Source organism: Solibacillus sp. FSL W7-1472 (genome assembly GCF_037969775.1).
Classification (GTDB): Bacteria; Bacillota; Bacilli; order Bacillales_A; family Planococcaceae; genus Solibacillus; species Solibacillus silvestris.
The window spans coordinates 2,008,772-2,028,130 of the sequence record NZ_CP150208.1; the positions used below are offsets into that span (position 1 = coordinate 2,008,772).

Sequence of the window (19,359 nt, forward strand, 5' to 3'; positions counted from 1 at the left end):
CTTATGCTTCCTGCTTTTGTAGCTTACGAACATCGACAAAACGTCCGTGAATTGCAGCTGCTGCTGCCATCGCCGGTGATACAAGATGAGTGCGTGCACCTGCACCTTGACGTCCTTCAAAGTTACGGTTAGATGTAGAAGCACATCGTTCACCCGCTGGAATTACATCTTCATTCATCCCTAAGCAAGCAGAACAGCCTGATTCACGCCATTCAAAGCCAGCATCAAGGAATATTAGATGTAGACCCTCTTCTTCTGCCTGGCGTTTTGTCGACCAAGAACCAGGAACAACAATCCCTTTAACCCCCGGTGCAAGCTTTTCACCTTTTACAATTTCAGCTGCTGCACGTAAGTCGTTAATACGGGAGTTCGTACAAGATCCGATAAATACATGTTGAATTTCAATATCTGTAATTTTTTGGCCTTCTTGTAAATCCATATATTTCAGTGCTTTGTTTAAAGCGGATCTATCTGTTTCATTGTCATAATCAGCAGCAGTAGGAACTGTTTTTGAAACGCCGACACCCATCGCTGGATTTGTGCCCCATGTTACAATCGGCTCGATTTCCTGTGCGTCAATTTCAAGGACTACATCATATGTTGCATCTGCATCCGATGCAAGGCTTAACCAGTATTTTGCCGCTTCCTCAAATTTATCTCCTTGAGGTACGTGACGTCGACCGCGTAAAAATTCAACCGTCGTTTCATCCGGTGAAATCAGGCCTGCTTTTGCTCCTGCTTCAATCGACATATTACAGATTGTCATGCGCTCTTCCATAGAGAGCTTGCGGATTGCTTCACCTGTATACTCCACGATATGCCCTGTACCAACACCGATTCCCCATTTTGCAATAATCGCTAAAATGATGTCTTTCGCTGTTACACCAACACCAAGTTCACCGTTCACACGGATTTCCATTGTTGGCGGCTTTAATTGCCATAAAGTTTGTGTCGATAATACATGTTCTACTTCTGATGTACCGATTCCGAATGCGATTGCGCCGAATGCACCGTGTGTCGCTGTATGGGAATCACCGCAAACGATTGTTTTACCAGGTTGCGTCAGTCCTAATTCCGGTCCAATTACGTGAACGATCCCTTGATCCGGATGACCGATATCAGCTAATTCGATACCGAATTCTTTTGCGTTTTCCGCAAGTGTCATAATTTGTTTTTTTGCGATCGGATCGTTAATCGTCGGCAGATTTTTAGTCGGTACGTTATGATCCATAGTTGCGAACGAAAGATCAGTACGACGCACTTTTCGTCCTGCCAGGCGAAGTCCTTCGAATGCTTGAGGACTTGTAACTTCGTGTATTAAATGCAGGTCAATATAAAGTAAGTCCGGCTTTCCTTCTTCACGATGTACGACATGCTGTTCCCACACTTTTTCTATAATATTTTTCCCCATAGTTCTCACCGTTCCTTAACCATATATAGTGTTGATTCAAAACCAACTACTTTTCTTTTTATCTGAATTATTAGTTATATGAAATCATAATGCTGTCTGAGACGAAGCTTGCATCGATTTCGTTTAGTACTTTTTCTGTCCATTCTTCTGTTGTTAATGTACGTGTATGTTCCTGGGCTAAATCGGCTGTGTAGTAGCCATCTTCGAATACGGCTGCAACAGCACGCTCGATTTCAGCTGCTTCTTCTTTTAAGCCAAATGAATATTGAAGCATCATTGCTACTGAAAGAATTGTTGCTGCCGGGTTTGCAACACCTTGGCCAGCAATTTCAGGTGCTGAACCATGTACAGGCTCATAAAGTCCAAAATTATCGCCGCGAATTGATGCAGAAGGTAATACACCTAATGAACCCGTAATTACAGAAGCTTCATCACTTAAAATGTCGCCGAATAAGTTTTCTGTAACGATGACATCATAATGACCCGGATTTGTAATCAGTTTCATTGCCACTGAGTCAACTAAGTTGTGTTCTGTTTCTACATCTGGGTACTGCTTTTTCTTCTCTTCTACAATTTCACGCCATAAACGGGATGTATCCAGTACATTTGCTTTATCTACTGAGCAAAGTTTTCCTCGGCGTAATCGTGCTAATTCGAATGCATTTTCGACAATACGTTCGATTTCTTCACGGGAATACACACATGTATCAATAGCACCTGCATCTGTTTTTTTACGTGGTTCTCCGAAGTATAGCCCTCCTGTTAATTCACGGACGATCATTAAGTCTACATTTTCCGCAACTTCACGCTTTAATGGAGAAGATGCAAGTAAACTTGGGAATGCTTTCACAGGACGTAAATTCGCAAATAAATCGAAGTGCTTGCGGATTTTCAGTAAACCTTTTTCCGGACGCAATGCTGGCGGGTTATTATCCCATTTTGGACCACCTACCGCGCCTAATAAAATGGCATCACTTGCTTCACACATCGCAATTGTTTCTTCCGGTAACGGGTTGTTGTACTGATCAATTGCAGCTCCGCCGATTGCCGCGTAGTTTAAATGAAATGTATGGTTAAAACGTTTCCCGATTACTTGTAATACTTTTACTGCACTTGCAACAACCTCTGGACCAATGCCGTCACCTGGTAGTACTGTAATTATCTTTTCCATTTGTAAAACACCTTTCTTTCTACGTGAAGTAACTTGATGTAGAAGCGCCACCAATTAGGATGGCGCTAATGATAATATAAAAAGATTGCAATTAGTTCGTACAATCTGTTAAATCGTAATTGCCAGTTTTTCGCGTACTTGCTGTTGAATCAATTGTCGGTTCACTGCATTTAAATATGCTTTTGCGCTTGCTTCCAGCACATCCTGTGCAGAGTCGCGTCCTGTTGATGTGTAGCCATTATATTTTAAATTAATGACCGCTTCCCCAAGTGCATCACGACCTTTACCAACTGATTGTACTCGGTAGTCCAAAATATTAACTTTACCTCCAACAAGCTGCTCAAGTGTATTAAAAATAGCTTCGACTGAACCCGATCCTGTTGAAGCAAGTGTTTTCAACTCCCCTTCAGGAGTAATGACTGATGCAGTGGCAGTTGGAATATTTTCTGTACCGTACTGAACTTGGACTGATTTAAGTTCAAATAATGGAACATCTTCTATTGAAACTTGCTGCTCAGTTAAGATTGTTGTTAAATCTTCTTCTGTCACTTCTTTTTTGCGATCGGCCAATTTTTTAAACTCAGCGAAAGCTTTGTTCAGCTTTTCATCCGATAACTGGAATCCCATTGTTTCCGCACGATCACGGAATGCTGCGCGGCCTGAATGTTTTCCTAAAACTAACGGGATATCATCTTCTCCGATAAGTGCTGGAGATATGATTTCATATGTCTCAGGATTTTTTAATACACCATCCTGGTGAATTCCTGATTCATGTGCAAATGCATTTTTACCGACAACTGCTTTGTTTGGTTGAATGACTACATTTGTTAAACGGCTTACCATCTGTGATGTACGTTTAATTTCTTTTAAATTCAGTCCTGTTTCAACACCATAGAAGTCTTTACGAATATGTAGGGCAACACCGATTTCTTCCAATGCGGCATTTCCTGCACGTTCGCCTAGTCCGTTAATCGTACATTCTACTTGGTCTGCACCGTTTTCGATCGCTGCCAAAGAGTTTGCAACTGCCATACCTAAATCGTCATGACAATGTGCCGAAAATTTAATCTTTTCTGCACCGATCACGTTTTCACGTAAATAACGGAATAAAGCGCCGTATTCTTCCGGTGATGCGTAACCAACTGTATCCGGAATATTGATCGTTGTTGCACCAGCTTTAATAACTTCCCGGCAAATTCGAACTAAAAATTCTTTATCTGAACGGAACCCGTCTTCAGCAGAAAATTCTACAAGTGAGAATTTTTCCTTTGCATACTTTACAGCTGTTACGGCTTGCTCGATTACTTCATCCGGATTTTTCTTTAGCTTATATTCCATATGAATCGGGCTTGTTGCAATAAATGTATGGACATGTGGCTGTTCAGCATGGCGAATTGCTTCCCACACGGCATCAATATCGCTTTTAACAGCACGTGCTAAACCTGTGACGATTGAATTTTTCACTGTTTTCGCGATTAATGATACCGCCTCCAAGTCACCTGGAGATGAGGCAGGAAATCCCGCCTCAATAATTGTGACACCTAAACGCTCTAGTTGTTTTGCGATTTCTACTTTCTCTGCAGTATTTAAGTTAATACCGGCCGATTGTTCTCCGTCGCGCAATGTTGTATCAAAAATGTCAATTTTTCTCATATTATTTCACTGTTACCTTTTGTTTTCCTTGGTTGATGAATGGCATCATAGCACGTAATTTTTCGCCAACTTCTTCAATTTGGTGGTTTGCACCAGCTTCTTTGAATTTTGTGTATTCAGGGCGGCCGTTTTCGTTTTCAGCGATCCAGCGCTTCGCAAATGTACCGTCTTGGATATCAGTTAATACGTCTTTCATACGCGCTTTTACTGATGCGTCGATAATACGGGGACCTGAAACATAGTCGCCCCACTCTGCTGTATCTGAAATTGAATAGCGCATTGTCGCCATACCGCCTTCAAACATTAAGTCAACGATTAATTTAAGTTCGTGTAATGTTTCAAAGTAAGCTAATTCTGGTTGATAACCTGCTTCAACTAATGTCTCGAAACCTGCTTTAACAAGTTCAGTTGTACCGCCGCAAAGTACTGCTTGCTCACCGAATAGGTCAGTTACTGTTTCTTCAGCAAAAGTAGTTTCAAGTAATCCGCCACGTGCTGAACCGATACCTTTACCGTATGCTAGAGCTAAATCACGCGCTTGACCTGTCGCATCTTGGTGGATTGCGAATAAGCCTGGTACGCCAGCTCCTTCAGTGAATTGACGACGTACTAAGTGACCTGGGCCTTTTGGAGCTACTAGGAATACGTCAACATCTGCTGGTGGTTGAATTTGATCGAAGTGTACGTTGAAACCGTGTGCGAACATTAACGCTTTACCAGGTGTTAAATGTGGTGCGATTTCTGCTTCATATACTGCTTTTTGACGCTCATCCGGAAGTAGGATTTGAATTACATCTGCTTCTGCAGCCGCTTCTGCTACAGATTTTACTTCTACGCCATCTTCTTTTGCTGCATCGTATGATTTACCTGGACGGATACCTACTACTACATCAAAACCTGATTCTTTTAAGTTAAGCGCATGAGCATGGCCTTGTGAACCATAACCGATGATCGCGATTTTCTTCCCTTGTAATACTTGCTCGTTAATTTCGTTTTCATAATACATTTTTGACATTTTCATTTCCTCCAATTAAGTGAATGTTTTTTTATTTTTGAAATACGGGCTTCAGATGACATCTTCCACCCTGTTTAAAACCAATTGAGTAATGTTGTATTCCGTTGCGGTGGACGCTTTCCAGGGGCACGGCTCGAGCCTAAAGTCTCTCCCTCGTGCTTATCCCCTAGGAGTCGCCACCTCCACTACATACAACGTATCCATCTTTGACATAAAATTGGCCGTTTGCTTATTTTAAAATCGATAATTGCGGGCTCTCGATTTTTTGTGCTTCACGGATGGCTGCTGTTGCACCAGTACGTGTTAACTCTTTAATGCCATATGGACGAAGTAACTCGATAAAAGCATCGATTTTTTCCGGATGGCCAACTACTTCATATGTCACAACATTTTTCGAAGTATCGACAACCTGCGGACGGAATGGCTCAACGATTGCATTCATCTCCAGGCGCAAGTTGGGTGGTGAAACTACTTTTATAAGAGCCAACTCACGAAGGACGATCGCTTTTTCTGTAATATCGTTTACTTTTAATACATCGATTTGCTTCGAAAGCTGCTTGATTAACTGTTCGATTTTATTTTCATCTTCAACATGGACGATGAACGTCATTTTCGAAAAATTCGGCTGTTCCGTATGACCTACTGTAATCGATTCAATATTGAATTGACGTTTCATTAATAAGCCAGTCACTCGGTTCAATACGCCGCTTTGGTTAATTACTGTTACTGTCAGCACTCGTTTCATGGCTTTTTCACTCCAATCATTTCATGTAATCCTTTACCAGGCGCAACCATCGGGAATACGCTAACAAGTTGCTTCACTCGACAATCAATGACAACCGGCTCATCAGAATTGATCGCTTCGTCAAAGATTGCTTCCGCTTCTGATAAATTGTCAATGCGGTAGCCTTTAATGCCATATGCATCGGCAAGTTTAACGAAGTCCGGCTGGATTGGCATTAAGCTTTGTGAATAACGCTCCTCATAGAATGTTTCCTGCCATTGACGTACCATTCCTAAACAACTGTTGTTAAGGATTACTACTTTTACTGGTAAGTTAAATTCCTTTAGTAATGCAAGTTCCTGATTTGTCATTTGGAAACCGGCATCTCCAACAATTGAGATAACCTTTTTCTCAGGCTTCGCAAACTGTGCACCGATTGCTGCCGGGAAACCGAAGCCCATCGTTCCTAAACCGCCTGATGTTACCCAGTTATGCGGATTATTTAGTTGATAATATTGGGCTGCCCACATTTGATGCTGTCCAACATCTGTTGTGATAATCGCTTCTCCATCTGTCAGCTTATGAATGATTTCAACTGCTTGCTGCGGTAAAATTTCTTCTCCCGCTTCTTCATACCAAAGCGGATATTTATCACGGCTATCATTTAAGTAATGAGTCCATTCCGTCGTATCTGGTCCTGGGAAATCTTTTTTCAACAGGGCATATAACGCTTCTTTCGCATCTGCAACAATCGGAATATCAGTCGGTACATTTTTACCGATTTCTGCCGGATCGATATCGATATGGATAATCGTAGCGTTCGGTGCAAATGTTGCTAAATTACCTGTTAAACGGTCATCAAAACGTGCACCGATATTAATTAATAGGTCACATTTTGTAATGGCATCATTGGCAGTTGCATAACCGTGCATCCCGGCCATTCCGTAGAATTGTTTATGCTGTCCGTGAATGCTTCCTAAACCAAGTAATGTATTAACAACCGGTAAATTATATTTTTCAATAAATTCTGTCAATTGTTCGCGTGCGTCGGCGAATAATACACCTGCACCTGCCAGTACTAAAGGTTTTTTAGCTAAACTTAATGCTTGAATCGCCTTTTGAATCTGCAGGTAATTCGGTTTCGTTGTCGGCTGGTAACCCGGTAAATAAATATCATCCGGAGCTTTAATTTCATCCAGGAATACTGTTTGAGAGATATTTTTCGGGAAGTCAATGACAACCGGTCCTTTACGTCCTGTATTGGCAATATGGAATGCCTCTTTAACAATACGAGGAATATCTGCTACGTCCTGCACTTGATAGTTATGTTTTGTAATTGGTGTTGTGATGCCCATAATATCAGCTTCCTGGAATGCATCTGTACCGATTACCGATGTAGCTACTTGCCCTGTAAAAATTACTAACGGGATCGAGTCAATCATCGCATCGGCAATACCGGTTACAAGGTTTGTCGCTCCAGGTCCAGATGTCGCAATTACTACACCCGGTTTATTCATAACACGTGCGTAACCTTCTGCCGCATGGATAGCACCTTGTTCGTGGCGTGTCAAAATGTGACGGATCGGATTGCGGTATAGAGCATCATAAATTTGTAAAACTGCCCCACCCGGGTAACCAAAAATAATATCCACATCTTGTTCATGCAGTGCCTGCACTAAAATATCCGCACCGTCTCTCGGTTTTGTTACTTGCTGTTGTTCTTCGGGCTTTTCGATTTCTTGATTTACTGAAACGTTTGCACTCATAGTAATTTCTCCTTCCTTTTTTAAAACTTTATATGTGAAGTCATTTTTATAAATTTATAAAAAGAAAAAGCCTCTTTCTCCGCACGCAAAAGAAAACCTCTTACGTAGGGATGAAAAAGACTTTTCATGGTACCACCCTCATTTATAACATCGATGAACATGCGCTTCTAAAAGAAACAGTGTTCACCTAGTTACCTCGTGAACCGCCTTAGCCTCTTTATTTCAAAGTTCCTACTGGAAATTTGCGCAACTAAACAAAGAGAACGGTTCATTAATAACGAGCAATTCGAATATGCCCGGAGCTATCTAATGACAAATGCGTTTAATAGCCCACTCCGAGGGGATGTCGGATATAGTTGTACCGCCGGCTTCCACCAATACCGGCTCTCTGGTAAATACAAGACTCTATATCCTTTAACCTCATCAACGCTTTAAAATATTCAGATTATATTTTCATTACGCCGCCTTGGGAAGCATTTGTTACTAATGCTGAGTAACGTGCCAACCAGCCGCGCTTAATTTTTGGTTCAAATGGTTTTAAATTTAAACGACGCTCTGCAAGAATTTCGTCGGAAACTTGTAGATTAATTGTTCTGCTTGGCAAATCAATTATAATTGTATCGCCATTTTCGATTAATGCGATTGGACCGCCTTCAGCAGCTTCCGGAGAAATATGGCCGATTGAAATACCGCGAGATGCACCTGAGAAACGGCCATCTGTAATGAGTGCGACTTTCGTTCCTAACCCACGTCCTTGAATTGCAGAAGTTGGTGCCAGCATTTCCGGCATACCTGGCCCGCCTTTTGGACCTTCATAGCGAATGACAACTACATGTCCTTCACGTACTACGCCGTCATCGATTGCCTGCTGTGCTTCTTCCTGTGATTCGAATACAATCGCTTCGCCTGTAAAGGTTTTAATAGAAGGATCAACCGCACCGACCTTAATTACCGAGCCTTCAGGGGCAATATTTCCGAATAACACGGAAAGTCCGCCTACAGCACTATATGGATTATCTTTTGTGCGAATGACACGATCATTCGTAATTTCATAGTCTTTCACAAGCTCTCTCATGGAAACACCTGCGATTGTTGGTCTGTCAGGGTGAATTGCCCCTGGAATTTTTGTTAATTCATTAATAATCGCCTGAACACCGCCCGCTTTTGCAATGTCATCCATCGAAATATCCGATGCCGGCATTATTTTTGCAATGTACGGAACACGTTCTGCTACTTTATTAATGTCTTCAATGTTGTAGTCAATTTCTGCTTCATTGGCAATTGCCAATGTATGAAGTACTGTATTTGTAGAACCGCCCATTGCCATATCAAGAGCAAAAGCATCATCAATCGCTTCTTTTGTAACAATGTCACGTGGTTTTACATCTTCTTTAATCATGCGTACTAAATGCTTCGCTGCTTCGTAAATTAATTCTTTACGTTTTTCGCTTGTTGCAACAATTGTACCGTTGCCCGGTAATGCTAAACCTAACATTTCCATTAAGCAGTTCATTGAGTTAGCAGTGAACATTCCTGAACAAGAGCCGCATGTTGGACACGCATTGTTTTCAATATCAAGCAGCTCTTCAGCAGTCATCGTACCTGCTTTATGTGCACCGACTCCTTCAAAAACACTCGTTAACGATAATGTTTTCCCTGAAGAAGAAGTACCTGCTTCCATTGGTCCTCCTGATACGAATACAGAAGGAACATTTGTACGAACAGCTGCCATTAACATACCTGGTGTAATTTTGTCACAGTTTGGTATGTAGAATACTCCGTCAAACCAGTGTGCATTAATAACCGTTTCAGCTGAATCGGCTATGATTTCACGTGATGGCAAAGAGTAGCGCATCCCGATATGCCCCATTGCAATTCCGTCATCGACTCCAATAGTATTGAACTCGAATGGAATCCCGCCTGCTTCAATAATGGCCTCTTTTACTACGTCCGCAAATTCTCGTAAATGGACATGGCCTGGAATAATATCAATATAAGAATTACATACACCGATAAATGGCTTCTCTAAATCTCTTGCCTTTACTTTACCTGTAGCATATAAAAGACTACGGTGTGGAGCTCGGTCAACTCCCATTTTGATCATATCACTTCTCATTTTTAAACGCCCCTCAACGTAATGCTTTTACTCTAGTTGTTTTTATATGTTCGATATTCAATTTAAATTTCAAATATTCGAAATTTTATAATTAGAAAGTATCGAAAGTTTTACACCTTATAAGCTCACATCAAAATGTCGCTTGAGTGATGTGGTGTACTAAATTGTTGTTATCATAGTACGAAACGAACTAGAACGTCAACACTATTTTTTGAATTTTTTATACAATTCAGAAAGTAAAGATTTATTGCAATCGCTTTCATCCTCATTGGTGTTACCTTTTAACTCTTTCGTCACACTTTTTACAAAAATTGAATTTTTAAAATTTTTTGTACATATTTATTGAGCCCCGTCTTTTTTCGCCACAAAAAAGAACCTAGCGCAATATTAGGCTAGATTCTATTAAATATCGTAATCTATTAGAGTAATAATAATTCAATAGCAAAGTTCAATATGATTAAACTGTGGATTCCTGCAAAAATTAATCCTTGTCGATCCAGTTTCTTCTTTAATGCCATATCCATATTAATCACCCCATTTTTTTAATATCCTAACTATACAACATTCGGCATAATAAATCAAAATATTTCGAATATTTAGTTTTATAATCTCGATCACATTTTTTCTTTAGCCATGGCATAATAAGCTTACAATTGAAAAGGAGTGAATGAAAGATGAAAAAAGCATTGATTGTCATTGATTATACGTATGATTTTGTAGCGGATGATGGTAAATTAACTTGCGGTAAGCCGGGGCAGGCAATAGAAAACAATATTAGTACTCTTATAGAGCAATTTATTCAACAAAAAGATGTAGTCGTTTTCGCCAATGATTTACATGTTGAAAACGATCCGTATCATCCTGAATCTAAATTGTTTCCGCCGCATAATATTGCAGGAACAAAAGGCCGGGAACTGTATGGTTCGGTAAAAGATCTATATGTAACATACAAAGATTGTGTTATTTCATTTGATAAAACGCGTTATAGTGCCTTTGCAGGGACAAATTTAGATATTTTGCTAAGGGAACGCGGCGTGGAAGAAGTTGTACTGGTCGGTGTATGTACTGATATTTGCATTTTGCACACAGCGGTAGACAGTTATAATTTAGGCTATAAAATCAAAATTCCTGAATATGCCGTAGCAAGTTTTAATGAAATCGGACATAAATGGGCGCTTGGCCATTTCAAATCTTGTTTAGGTGCTTCCATTATTTAATTAAAAAGTAACATTATTTTATTATTCACTATAAAATGATTTTACTCCCATAATTTTCGGAACTGCATAAAAACTTCCAGCTAAAAAAATGTTTAAGCTTTTGCATGATAGGAAATAAATAACTAGATGCAATTATAATTCATAATCTTAAACAAAGGAGTTGGAAAGAATGATGAGTTTCATTTGGTTTTTAATTATCGGTGGTATTTTAGGTTGGTTAGCAGGAGTAATTTTAGGTAAGGATGTACCAGGAGGCATTATCGGTAATATTATTGCAGGTATTGTCGGTTCATGGATCGGTAGCATGATTTTAGGTAACTGGGGCTGGAAAGTATCAGACTTCTATGTATTCCCTGCATTAATCGGTGCCATCGTCTTAATCTTTATTGTAAGCTTTATCCTACGCTCAATGCGTAAAGCAACAAATTAAATATTTCTGCATCTAGAATAGTTTTAAAAGTGTGACTTGACGTCACACTTTTTTTATTTGTTTTCATCAAGCGCAATTTTTTTCAACTGATTCCCGTAATCACGGTACTGTTTATAGTAGAATAAGATATTTTCTACGTATTCATCACTATGATTATATTGAAATATCGCTTTTTTCAATTGCCCATCATTTACACCGGCGATTGATAAAAATTTAGCTGCACTGAACACGGCATCTTCAATATCAAAAGGATCAGCTATACCGTCACCGTTTGCATCGACCCCATATCCGCCATATTTTTTAATAACGGCAGGATTCGTTTTATCATGTTCCGGAATTTCCCCCTGCCCTAAGTCTTTGCATGATGGGTGTTGCCAGCCTACAAATGTACAAGGCATAAACTGAAGATGGCCTTCTGCGCCAACCGGTGATATAAGTGTAGACATTGTGGAAAACCGGGTTTCTACGCGATGATGTGCGGCAAGAAGCGTCCATGGAACACCGTATTTTTGTTCTGCTGCAACATATACAGGGATATATTCGATTGGAATTTCCAAATCAAACTGCTCCTGGATTTGCTGATACACCGTTTTTTCCGTAAAAGGCCAACCACGAATTTGCTGCCAACTAAAATAAGCAACAATATAAATTGTTAAAGTGATGGGGATAAGCAGAATAATTGTTAATATTTTTGTTTTCGGGGAGAGAACAGGTTTCTTTTTCTTACTTTTAGCCATAAATGCCACCAATCTATTATACATAATGAATTCATTATCTCTCATTCTACTAAAAAAGCAGGTAATTTTCACTGTTGAAAATTAAAGTGTCAATCGCTAGAATTAGAAATTGTGTAATATTATAAGAGGAGTTGCTATATTATGTGGAAAGATTTTAAAGAATTTGCGATGAAGGGCAATGTTATCGATTTAGCTGTTGCAGTTGTTATTGGTGCAGCATTCGGTAAAATTGTTACATCATTAGTTGAAAATATTATTATGCCGCTTGTCGGGATGCTTACAGGCGGAATCGATCTGACAAACGAATGGAAGTTTGGATCAGGTGAAGCACAAATAGCGTTAGGTGTGTTCGTTCAATCGATTATCGATTTCATTATTATCGCATTTGCTATTTTCATGGCATTACGATTACTGACTAAATTAAACCGTAAAAAAGAAGCGGAAGTTGTGGAAGAATCGACACCGGAACTCGATACAAAAGAAGAACTGTTAAAAGAAATCCGTGACTTATTAAAAAATGAACAAGCCAAATAATTTTTTTATCCTGGAGTACGGAGCGAACGTATTCCAGGTTTTTTTGTTTTTTAATTCAATTATTCCCCTATTCTACTTAATACTCGTTTCTCCTATTGTTCCTTTCATCTGTTCATGATAAATTGATGTAATACTCGATTCATTCGAAATGTTTAGTAAATTCATGTAAGGAAGTGTAATCCATGTCACAACGTTCAATTGAAACAAAATTAGTACAGCTCGGAAATTTAAGTGATGCCAAAACAGGTGCGATCAATCCACCGATCTATATGTCGACAGCCTATCAGCATACGGGTATTGGTGAATCGACAGGCTATGATTATACACGAACTAAAAATCCTACTCGTACAATCCTTGAACAAGGAATCGCAGATCTGGAAAACGGCGATGCGGGATTTGCATGCAGCTCAGGAATGGCTGCAGTACAGCTTGTCATGTCATTATTTAAACCGAACGATGAATTAATCGTTCCGGAAGATTTATATGGCGGAACATATCGTCTATTCAAAACATTTGCGGAAAACTACAATATTAAACCGGTATATAACCCATTTACTAACATTGAAGAGGTTGAAAGTTTAATCAATGAAAATACGAAAGCATTGTTTATCGAAACTCCGACAAACCCGTTAATGCAGGAAATCGACCTTGTGGCATTTGCGGCACTAGCGGAAAAACATAACTTATTGCTAATCGTCGACAATACATTTTACACTCCGTATTTTCAGCGTCCCCTTGAATTAGGTGCACATATTGTTTTACATAGTGCAACGAAATATATTGGTGGACATAATGATGTATTGGCAGGTCTAGTCGTAGCAAAAGGTGCTGAATTATGTGAAAAGTTAGCATTCTACCATAACGGGATTGGTATGGTGCTTTCACCGATGGATTCATGGCTGCTGATTCGCGGACTGAAAACTTTGCATTTACGTTTAAAACAGCATGATGCGAATGCAAAAAAAGTTGCGGAATACTTGGCGAATGAACCTCTCGTGACAGATGTACTGTATACAGGAAAAGGCGGTATGCTGTCATTCCGCGTCAAAGATCGATCAATGGTCAACCCGTTTTTAAAAGGAATCAAGTTGATAACATTTGCTGAAAGTCTTGGAGGCGTGGAGAGTTTTATTACTTACCCTGCTACGCAAACGCATGCCGATATGCCGTATGAGGAACGTGTTGCACGAGGTGTATGTGACCGATTACTACGTTTCTCAGTAGGTATTGAAGAAGCAGAAGATTTAATCGCAGACTTACAGCAAGTTTTCGATTCGTTACGAGGTGAATTTGCATGACAAACCGCATTGAAACAGCATTAATACACGGGGCCATCCGTGAAGGCTATGCCGATAAAAAAGGCGCTGTAAACGTACCGATGTATTTATCATCGACTTTCCATCAGGAATCGATTGATGAATTTGGTGAATATGATTATGCGCGTTCAGGAAACCCGACACGTGCCGCATTGGAAAAGGCCATTGCCGAACTTGAAGGCGGTAATCGAGGGTTTGCATTTGCTACAGGTATGGCTGCTGTCTCTGCCTGCTTTATGATTTTATCTGCAGGCGACCATATTGTTATTACAGAAGACGTTTACGGTGGTACGTACCGTTTCGTTACAAAAGTATTGCCACGTTACGGTATTACGCATACATTTGTCGACTTCACTGACACGGAAGCAGTAAAAGCAGCAGTACGACCGGAAACGAAATTAATTTATATGGAAACACCTTCGAATCCTACATTAGGTATTACCGATATCCGTGCTGTGGTAGAAATCGCGAAACAACATGGTGCGCTAACGTTTTTAGATAATACGTTTATGACACCGTTGCATCAAAAGCCGCTGAAGTTAGGTGTAGACGTTGTCATTCATTCTGCAACAAAGTTTTTATCGGGGCATTCCGATATAGTAGCTGGGCTTGTTGTAACGAAAGATGAAGCGCTCGGTAATGAAATTTATTTCGTGCAAAATTCATTCGGTTCTGTACTCGGTGTACAGGATTGCTACACACTAATTCAAAACATGAAGACGACGGCAGTACGTTTTAACGAGGAAACACGTGTTGCAATGCGCATCGCACAATTTTTACATGCACATCCGTTAGTGGAAAAAGTATATTATCCTGGCCTCCCTACTCACCCAGGATTTGAAATTCATGCTGCACAGGCAACTTCAGCAGGTGCGGTATTATCGTTTAGTTTACCGAATTATGAGATTGCAAAAGCTTTTGTGGAAGCGATGAAAATTCCGGTATTTGCGGTTAGTCTTGGCGGTGTTGAATCGATCTTATCGTACCCTGCCAAAATGAGTCATGCAGCAATGGAACCTGAAGAACGTGCAAAACGCGGAATTACTGATGGTTTGCTGCGCTTTTCAGTCGGTTTGGAAAATGAAGATGATCTGATTGAAGACTTTACTCAAGCATTGGAAATCGCAAATAAAATCAAGTAAATTACTGGTCGGTAAAATCTCTTAAAGTAGATTTTATCGGCCTTTTATAATGTCGCTTATTCGTTAATTACCGATAATAAATTGATTTCAAAGCCGCCGTCACAAGACGTAAAGTTATAATCTGTTAATGAACCGGTTACTTCCTCCGCTAATTTATCACATTGATAGTTTTCAATATTTTTACTTCCCCATTCGTCTTCCCTGTTATCAATTTCAATGTTAAAATGCTCGCCATTAAATTTTACAGCCCAATAAATTGGTGCACCCTCGATTGTATAGCGAGTTACTTTAAGTGTCTTTTGTTCCTTATCTTTAACATCCTTCAAAAACTGATGGAATAAATCCGAATTCTCAAGCTGTCCATGTTGATCAATCACTCGATCATTATCTATAGATTCGATTTGCGCCCGTTCCATTGTTTCGAAATGCTGCACGTTATCATTACAACCAGCTAAAAGTAGCAACAAACTAAATACAAGTATTTTTTTCATTCATCCTTCATCCCCTTTCTAAAGTTGACGTTAAAAAAGGAAAATAGTTACAGTAATATTTTATTTCGAATCCGAGATATTATTCTTGTCATTTTGTCAGTTGAGTAGTAAAGTGATAACTAAGAAAGGACGTGTACAGATGAAAAGTAATACATTAGGCTCTCTCATTTGGCTGCGAATGATGCGCTTTACCCATGAAAGTAATACCCTTTCGAATGAATTTTTAAAGCAATTTGATTTAACTACGGCGAAATTCGATGTCCTAATGCAAATCTCTTTATTTGAACCGATTCCCCAATCGGAGCTTGCACAAAAAGTGACAGTAACACAAGGTGGAATTTCCCGTATGCTGGCACGACTTGAGCAAGAACAACTGATTATTAGACAGCAAAACTGGAAAACAAAATATATTTCATTAACTGAAAAAGGTACTGAACTTTTAAACAATGCGTATGACGCCCAACTCGCCTTCCAGACCTCTTTTTTCGATGAAACATTAACGAAGGAAGAGCAAAAAACCCTATATAAATTAATCTCTCGTGTCCAAAAAAATAGCGAAAAGCGCAGTAAATAATAATTGGAGGAATGAACAATGTATACAATTCCAGGACATCATCATATTTCGATGATTACGAAGAATGCACAGCAAAACAACAAATTTTACCGTGATATTTTAGGATTACGCCGTGTTAAAGTGACAGTTAATCAGGATGACACATCAATGTACCATCTCTTTTATGGTGATAAAACAGGCAGTCCGGGTACAGAGCTTTCATTTTTTGAGATTCCTTTAGTCGGGCGGACGCACCGAGGCACAAATGCCATTACAAAAATCGGTCTGATTGTACCAAGTGTTGACAGCCTGCACTATTGGGTAACTCGATTGGATGAATTAGGTGTAATAAATGATGGTATTACAACTTATGCGAACCGTCCTTCCCTCCTTTTTGAAGATGAGGAAGGTTTGCGTTTGGCACTTATAGCTGCACCCAATACAAAGGTGGCACATTGGGAAACGTATGAAAAATCCCCGATTCCGGTTGAACATCAAATCCAAGGAATGGGTACTGTTGAAATAACTGTGAAAAATAAAGGGAAACTGATTCGAACATTAACTGAAATTTTTGGCTATGAATTGAAAACACAGGATGAAACGACTGCCATTCTCCAATCAATCAATGGTGAAATGTTTGGGGAAATTTACATTATTGAACAGGATGGACCATCGGAAAAACCTGGTCGCGGCAGTATTCACCATTTAGCCATCCGAGTAAAAAATGATGAAGAATTGGCGTTTTGGGATGAACAAGTAAAAGCGCGAGGATTTATCTCATCCGGCATTGTTGACCGATTCTATTTTAAAAGCTTATATTTCCGTGAGTCGAACGGGATTTTAATTGAGATTGCGACAGATGGACCAGGCTTTTTACGCGACGGCGATGTGGAGTCGCTCGGGGAACAATTGGATTTACCGGATTTTTTAGAACCTCAGCGTGCGGAAATTACAGCAAAATTAAAGCCAATTTTATAAGGAGGCATTGAAATGGAACAATATCGAATCAATGAAAAAAACGGGATGGAATTTGGTCTTTATACATTAGGTGACCACATTCCGAATCCTTTAACTGGTTCACGCATTTCTGCACAGCAGCGAATTCAGGAAATTATCGAAGCAAGTCAATTAGCAGAACAAGCAGGCATCGAAGTATTTGCAGTCGGTGAAAGTCATCAGCAATATTTTACAACACAGGCGCATACAGTCGTACTTGGTGCGATCGCCCAGGCAACAAAAAGCATCAAACTGACAAGCTCTGCGACGGTATTAAGTGTGGCGGATCCAGTTCGTGTTTACGAGGATTTTGCGACAATCGATTTACTTTCAAATGGCCGTGCAGAAATTGTTGCAGGACGCGGCTCAAGGGTTGGCGCACATGAGCTGTTCGGGGTTAGTCTGCGTGACTACGAAGAAATTTTTGAGGAAAAGCTCGCTTTGCTTAAACAGTTAAATGATAATACGGTTGTTAACTATAACGGAAAATTCCGTCCTGCTTTAAAAGATGCACATATTTTACCTCAACCTTTAAATGGCTCGATTCCGATTTGGCGTGCTGTTGGCGGACCTCCCGGAAGTGCGATTAAAGCTGGCTATATGGGAATTCCAATGATGCTGACAACATTAGGCGGACCTTCAATTAACTTTAAAGCTTCTGTTGATGCATACCGTGAAGCCGCAGATCGCAACGGATTTGATGCTGCATCTTTACCGATTGCAACGACGAGTTTGTTTTATGTTGCGGAAACGGAAAAAGAAGCGGTTGACGGGATGCACCCGCATTTAAGCGGTGGTTTCCAGGCAATTCGCGGTCAAGGCTATCCGCGCTGGCAAGTGGAACAGGCACCTCAAGTGGAAGATGCACTCATGGTAGGTAGTCCGAACCAAATTATTGAAAAGATACTGTACCAATATGAATTGTTCGGCATGCAGCGTTTCATGGCCCAAATCGATTTTGGCGGTGTGCCGTTTGATAAAGTAATGAAAAATATTGAACTGATCGGTAACGAGATCATCCCTGCGATTAAAAAGTATACTGCGAAATAAAATGAAGCGGTTGACTCATAATCCAAAATATCCACTTTTCTCTCGGAGAAAAGTGGATATTTTTCACTATACATTAATTCGATTTTAAAAAGTCAGGATCCATGTAGGCCGGATTCGGGTATTTGTAGAAGCCTTCGCCTGTTGAAACACCCATTTTACCTTGATCGATCATTTCACATTTAATTTTTTCAGCTACTAATTTAGCTCCAGGATCGTGTTCTGCACGCATTAAGTTTAAGTTATATGGTGTTTCCATTCCTACAATATCATATATTGCAAATGGTCCGCGTGGCGAGCCAGTTGAAACCATCCAGTTTTTATCTATCGTTTGGGGATCTGCTATATCTTTCACCCAAAGTTCCATTGCAGCAGATAAAAACGGTACTAATAAAGAATTAAGAATGTAGCCTGGCTGCTCTTTTTTCAGTACAAACGGAATCATACCGATATTCCGTGCGAAATCTGCCACTTGTTCCACATACTGCCTATCTGTTCCGGGATGCCCCATTACTTCCGCAGTATTGTTTTGCCAAATCGAGTTCGCAAAATGCAGGGCCAGGAACTTTTCCGGACGGCCAGTAAACTCAGCAAATTGACTCGGTAATAATGTTGAGGAATTGGAAGCAAAGACTGTTTTTTCAGGTGCCACTTTCCCGAGCTTTTCATAAAAGTTCTGTTTGATCTCTATACGTTCCGGCACTGCTTCAATAACAAGATCTGCATCTTTTGTCGCCTCTCCTAAATCGGAGTAAAACTTAAGACTGTTAGATGCTTTTTCTGCACGGTCAACGTCTTGAAAATATTTGCCATATGTTGTTTTTAATGTTGCCATCCGCTGTTTTGCTTTAGTAATTGCGTCTTCATTAATATCATAAACACTTACTTCAAATCCGAAAAATGCAGACTGGAAAGCGATTTGGCTTCCTAATACACCGCTGCCCGCAATTGTAACCTTTTTATAATTCATATGGACCTCTCCTTTGTAATAAGCTCAATTACTTTTAACCTGTTCCATTTAAAATGAACGAAATCCATTG

Annotated in this window: 18 protein-coding genes; 8 read left to right on the plus strand and 10 right to left on the minus strand. The window is 39.9% G+C overall.

All coding sequences use genetic code 11. The features are described from left to right. Position 1: 1 nt before the first annotated feature. From leuC to ilvD, 7 genes are all read right to left on the minus strand, one after another. On the minus strand, positions 2-1,411 hold the full coding sequence (gene leuC, locus MKY07_RS09860; protein WP_008403672.1) for a 3-isopropylmalate dehydratase large subunit: 1,410 nt from the start codon (positions 1,409-1,411) through the stop codon (positions 2-4). Between the two features lie 70 nt (positions 1,412-1,481). Further along, positions 1,482-2,582 (minus strand): 3-isopropylmalate dehydrogenase, encoded by a 1,101-nt coding sequence (leuB, locus tag MKY07_RS09865; RefSeq protein WP_008403675.1) that lies wholly within the window; start codon positions 2,580-2,582, stop codon positions 1,482-1,484. A 108-nt stretch (positions 2,583-2,690) separates the two neighbouring features. Next, positions 2,691-4,235, minus strand: coding sequence for a 2-isopropylmalate synthase (locus tag MKY07_RS09870; protein WP_041865742.1), 1,545 nt, complete (start codon positions 4,233-4,235; stop codon positions 2,691-2,693). A gap of 1 nt (position 4,236) precedes the next feature. Continuing rightward, positions 4,237-5,250, minus strand: coding sequence for a ketol-acid reductoisomerase (gene ilvC, locus MKY07_RS09875; protein ID WP_008403679.1), 1,014 nt, complete (start codon positions 5,248-5,250; stop codon positions 4,237-4,239). A gap of 229 nt (positions 5,251-5,479) precedes the next feature. Further along, entirely contained in the window at positions 5,480-5,995 is a 516-nt protein-coding gene (gene ilvN, locus MKY07_RS09880) for an acetolactate synthase small subunit (protein ID WP_008403681.1), read from the minus strand. Beyond that, positions 5,992-7,740 carry a biosynthetic-type acetolactate synthase large subunit gene (gene ilvB, locus MKY07_RS09885; RefSeq protein ID WP_065215902.1) on the minus strand — a complete coding sequence of 583 codons (1,749 nt, stop codon included), beginning with the start codon at positions 7,738-7,740 and terminating at the stop codon, positions 5,992-5,994. Before ilvB ends, ilvN begins: the two co-directional genes overlap by 4 nt. Positions 7,741-8,185: 445 nt before the next feature. Then, positions 8,186-9,856, minus strand: a complete 1,671-nt coding sequence (ilvD, locus tag MKY07_RS09890) for a dihydroxy-acid dehydratase (protein WP_339261862.1) — start codon at positions 9,854-9,856, stop codon at positions 8,186-8,188. Positions 9,857-10,530: 674 nt separating this feature from the next. Between ilvD and MKY07_RS09895 the strand changes: the two genes are divergently transcribed. Both MKY07_RS09895 and MKY07_RS09900 read left to right on the plus strand, forming a co-directional pair. Beyond that, positions 10,531-11,073: an isochorismatase family cysteine hydrolase gene (locus MKY07_RS09895; protein ID WP_339261864.1), complete on the plus strand. Its 543-nt coding sequence runs from the start codon at positions 10,531-10,533 to the stop codon at positions 11,071-11,073. Positions 11,074-11,242: 169 nt separating this feature from the next. After that, entirely contained in the window at positions 11,243-11,503 is a 261-nt protein-coding gene (locus MKY07_RS09900; RefSeq protein ID WP_008403685.1) for a GlsB/YeaQ/YmgE family stress response membrane protein, read from the plus strand. A gap of 53 nt (positions 11,504-11,556) precedes the next feature. Here MKY07_RS09900 and MKY07_RS09905 read toward each other — a convergent pair whose 3' ends face one another. Continuing rightward, complete coding sequence (locus tag MKY07_RS09905) at positions 11,557-12,240, minus strand: lytic transglycosylase domain-containing protein (RefSeq protein WP_008403686.1); 684 nt, start codon at positions 12,238-12,240, stop codon at positions 11,557-11,559. Between the two features lie 141 nt (positions 12,241-12,381). On the opposite strand from MKY07_RS09905, the gene mscL reads away from it, so the two are divergent. The 3 genes from mscL (at position 12,382) to MKY07_RS09920 (ending at position 15,232) form a co-directional block, all read left to right on the plus strand. Further along, positions 12,382-12,774: a large conductance mechanosensitive channel protein MscL gene (mscL, locus tag MKY07_RS09910; RefSeq protein WP_008403687.1), complete on the plus strand. Its 393-nt coding sequence runs from the start codon at positions 12,382-12,384 to the stop codon at positions 12,772-12,774. 182 nt (positions 12,775-12,956) lie between these two features. Then, positions 12,957-14,072 carry a methionine biosynthesis PLP-dependent protein gene (locus MKY07_RS09915; RefSeq protein ID WP_339261868.1) on the plus strand — a complete coding sequence of 372 codons (1,116 nt, stop codon included), beginning with the start codon at positions 12,957-12,959 and terminating at the stop codon, positions 14,070-14,072. After that, positions 14,069-15,232 carry an aminotransferase class I/II-fold pyridoxal phosphate-dependent enzyme gene (locus MKY07_RS09920; protein WP_339261870.1) on the plus strand — a complete coding sequence of 388 codons (1,164 nt, stop codon included), beginning with the start codon at positions 14,069-14,071 and terminating at the stop codon, positions 15,230-15,232. Before MKY07_RS09915 ends, MKY07_RS09920 begins: the two co-directional genes overlap by 4 nt. 56 nt (positions 15,233-15,288) lie before the next feature. Here MKY07_RS09920 and MKY07_RS09925 read toward each other — a convergent pair whose 3' ends face one another. Then, a complete protein-coding gene (locus MKY07_RS09925; protein WP_339261872.1) occupies positions 15,289-15,723 on the minus strand; it encodes a DUF4362 domain-containing protein in 435 nt (144 codons plus the stop codon). A 139-nt stretch (positions 15,724-15,862) separates the two neighbouring features. Here MKY07_RS09925 and MKY07_RS09930 point away from each other — a divergent pair, with 139 nt between their 5' ends. The 3 genes from MKY07_RS09930 to MKY07_RS09940 are packed head-to-tail and all read left to right on the plus strand — an operon-like array spanning position 15,863 to position 18,322. Further along, positions 15,863-16,297 (plus strand): MarR family transcriptional regulator, encoded by a 435-nt coding sequence (locus MKY07_RS09930; protein WP_339261874.1) that lies wholly within the window; start codon positions 15,863-15,865, stop codon positions 16,295-16,297. An 18-nt stretch (positions 16,298-16,315) separates the two neighbouring features. Then, positions 16,316-17,254: a ring-cleaving dioxygenase gene (locus tag MKY07_RS09935; RefSeq protein WP_339261875.1), complete on the plus strand. Its 939-nt coding sequence runs from the start codon at positions 16,316-16,318 to the stop codon at positions 17,252-17,254. A gap of 12 nt (positions 17,255-17,266) precedes the next feature. Beyond that, positions 17,267-18,322: an LLM class flavin-dependent oxidoreductase gene (locus MKY07_RS09940; protein ID WP_014823772.1), complete on the plus strand. Its 1,056-nt coding sequence runs from the start codon at positions 17,267-17,269 to the stop codon at positions 18,320-18,322. A 73-nt stretch (positions 18,323-18,395) separates the two neighbouring features. Here the strand turns inward: MKY07_RS09940 and MKY07_RS09945 are convergent, their stop codons facing one another. After that, positions 18,396-19,289, minus strand: coding sequence for a 3-hydroxyacyl-CoA dehydrogenase (locus MKY07_RS09945; protein WP_339261877.1), 894 nt, complete (start codon positions 19,287-19,289; stop codon positions 18,396-18,398). Positions 19,290-19,359 lie beyond the last annotated feature (70 nt).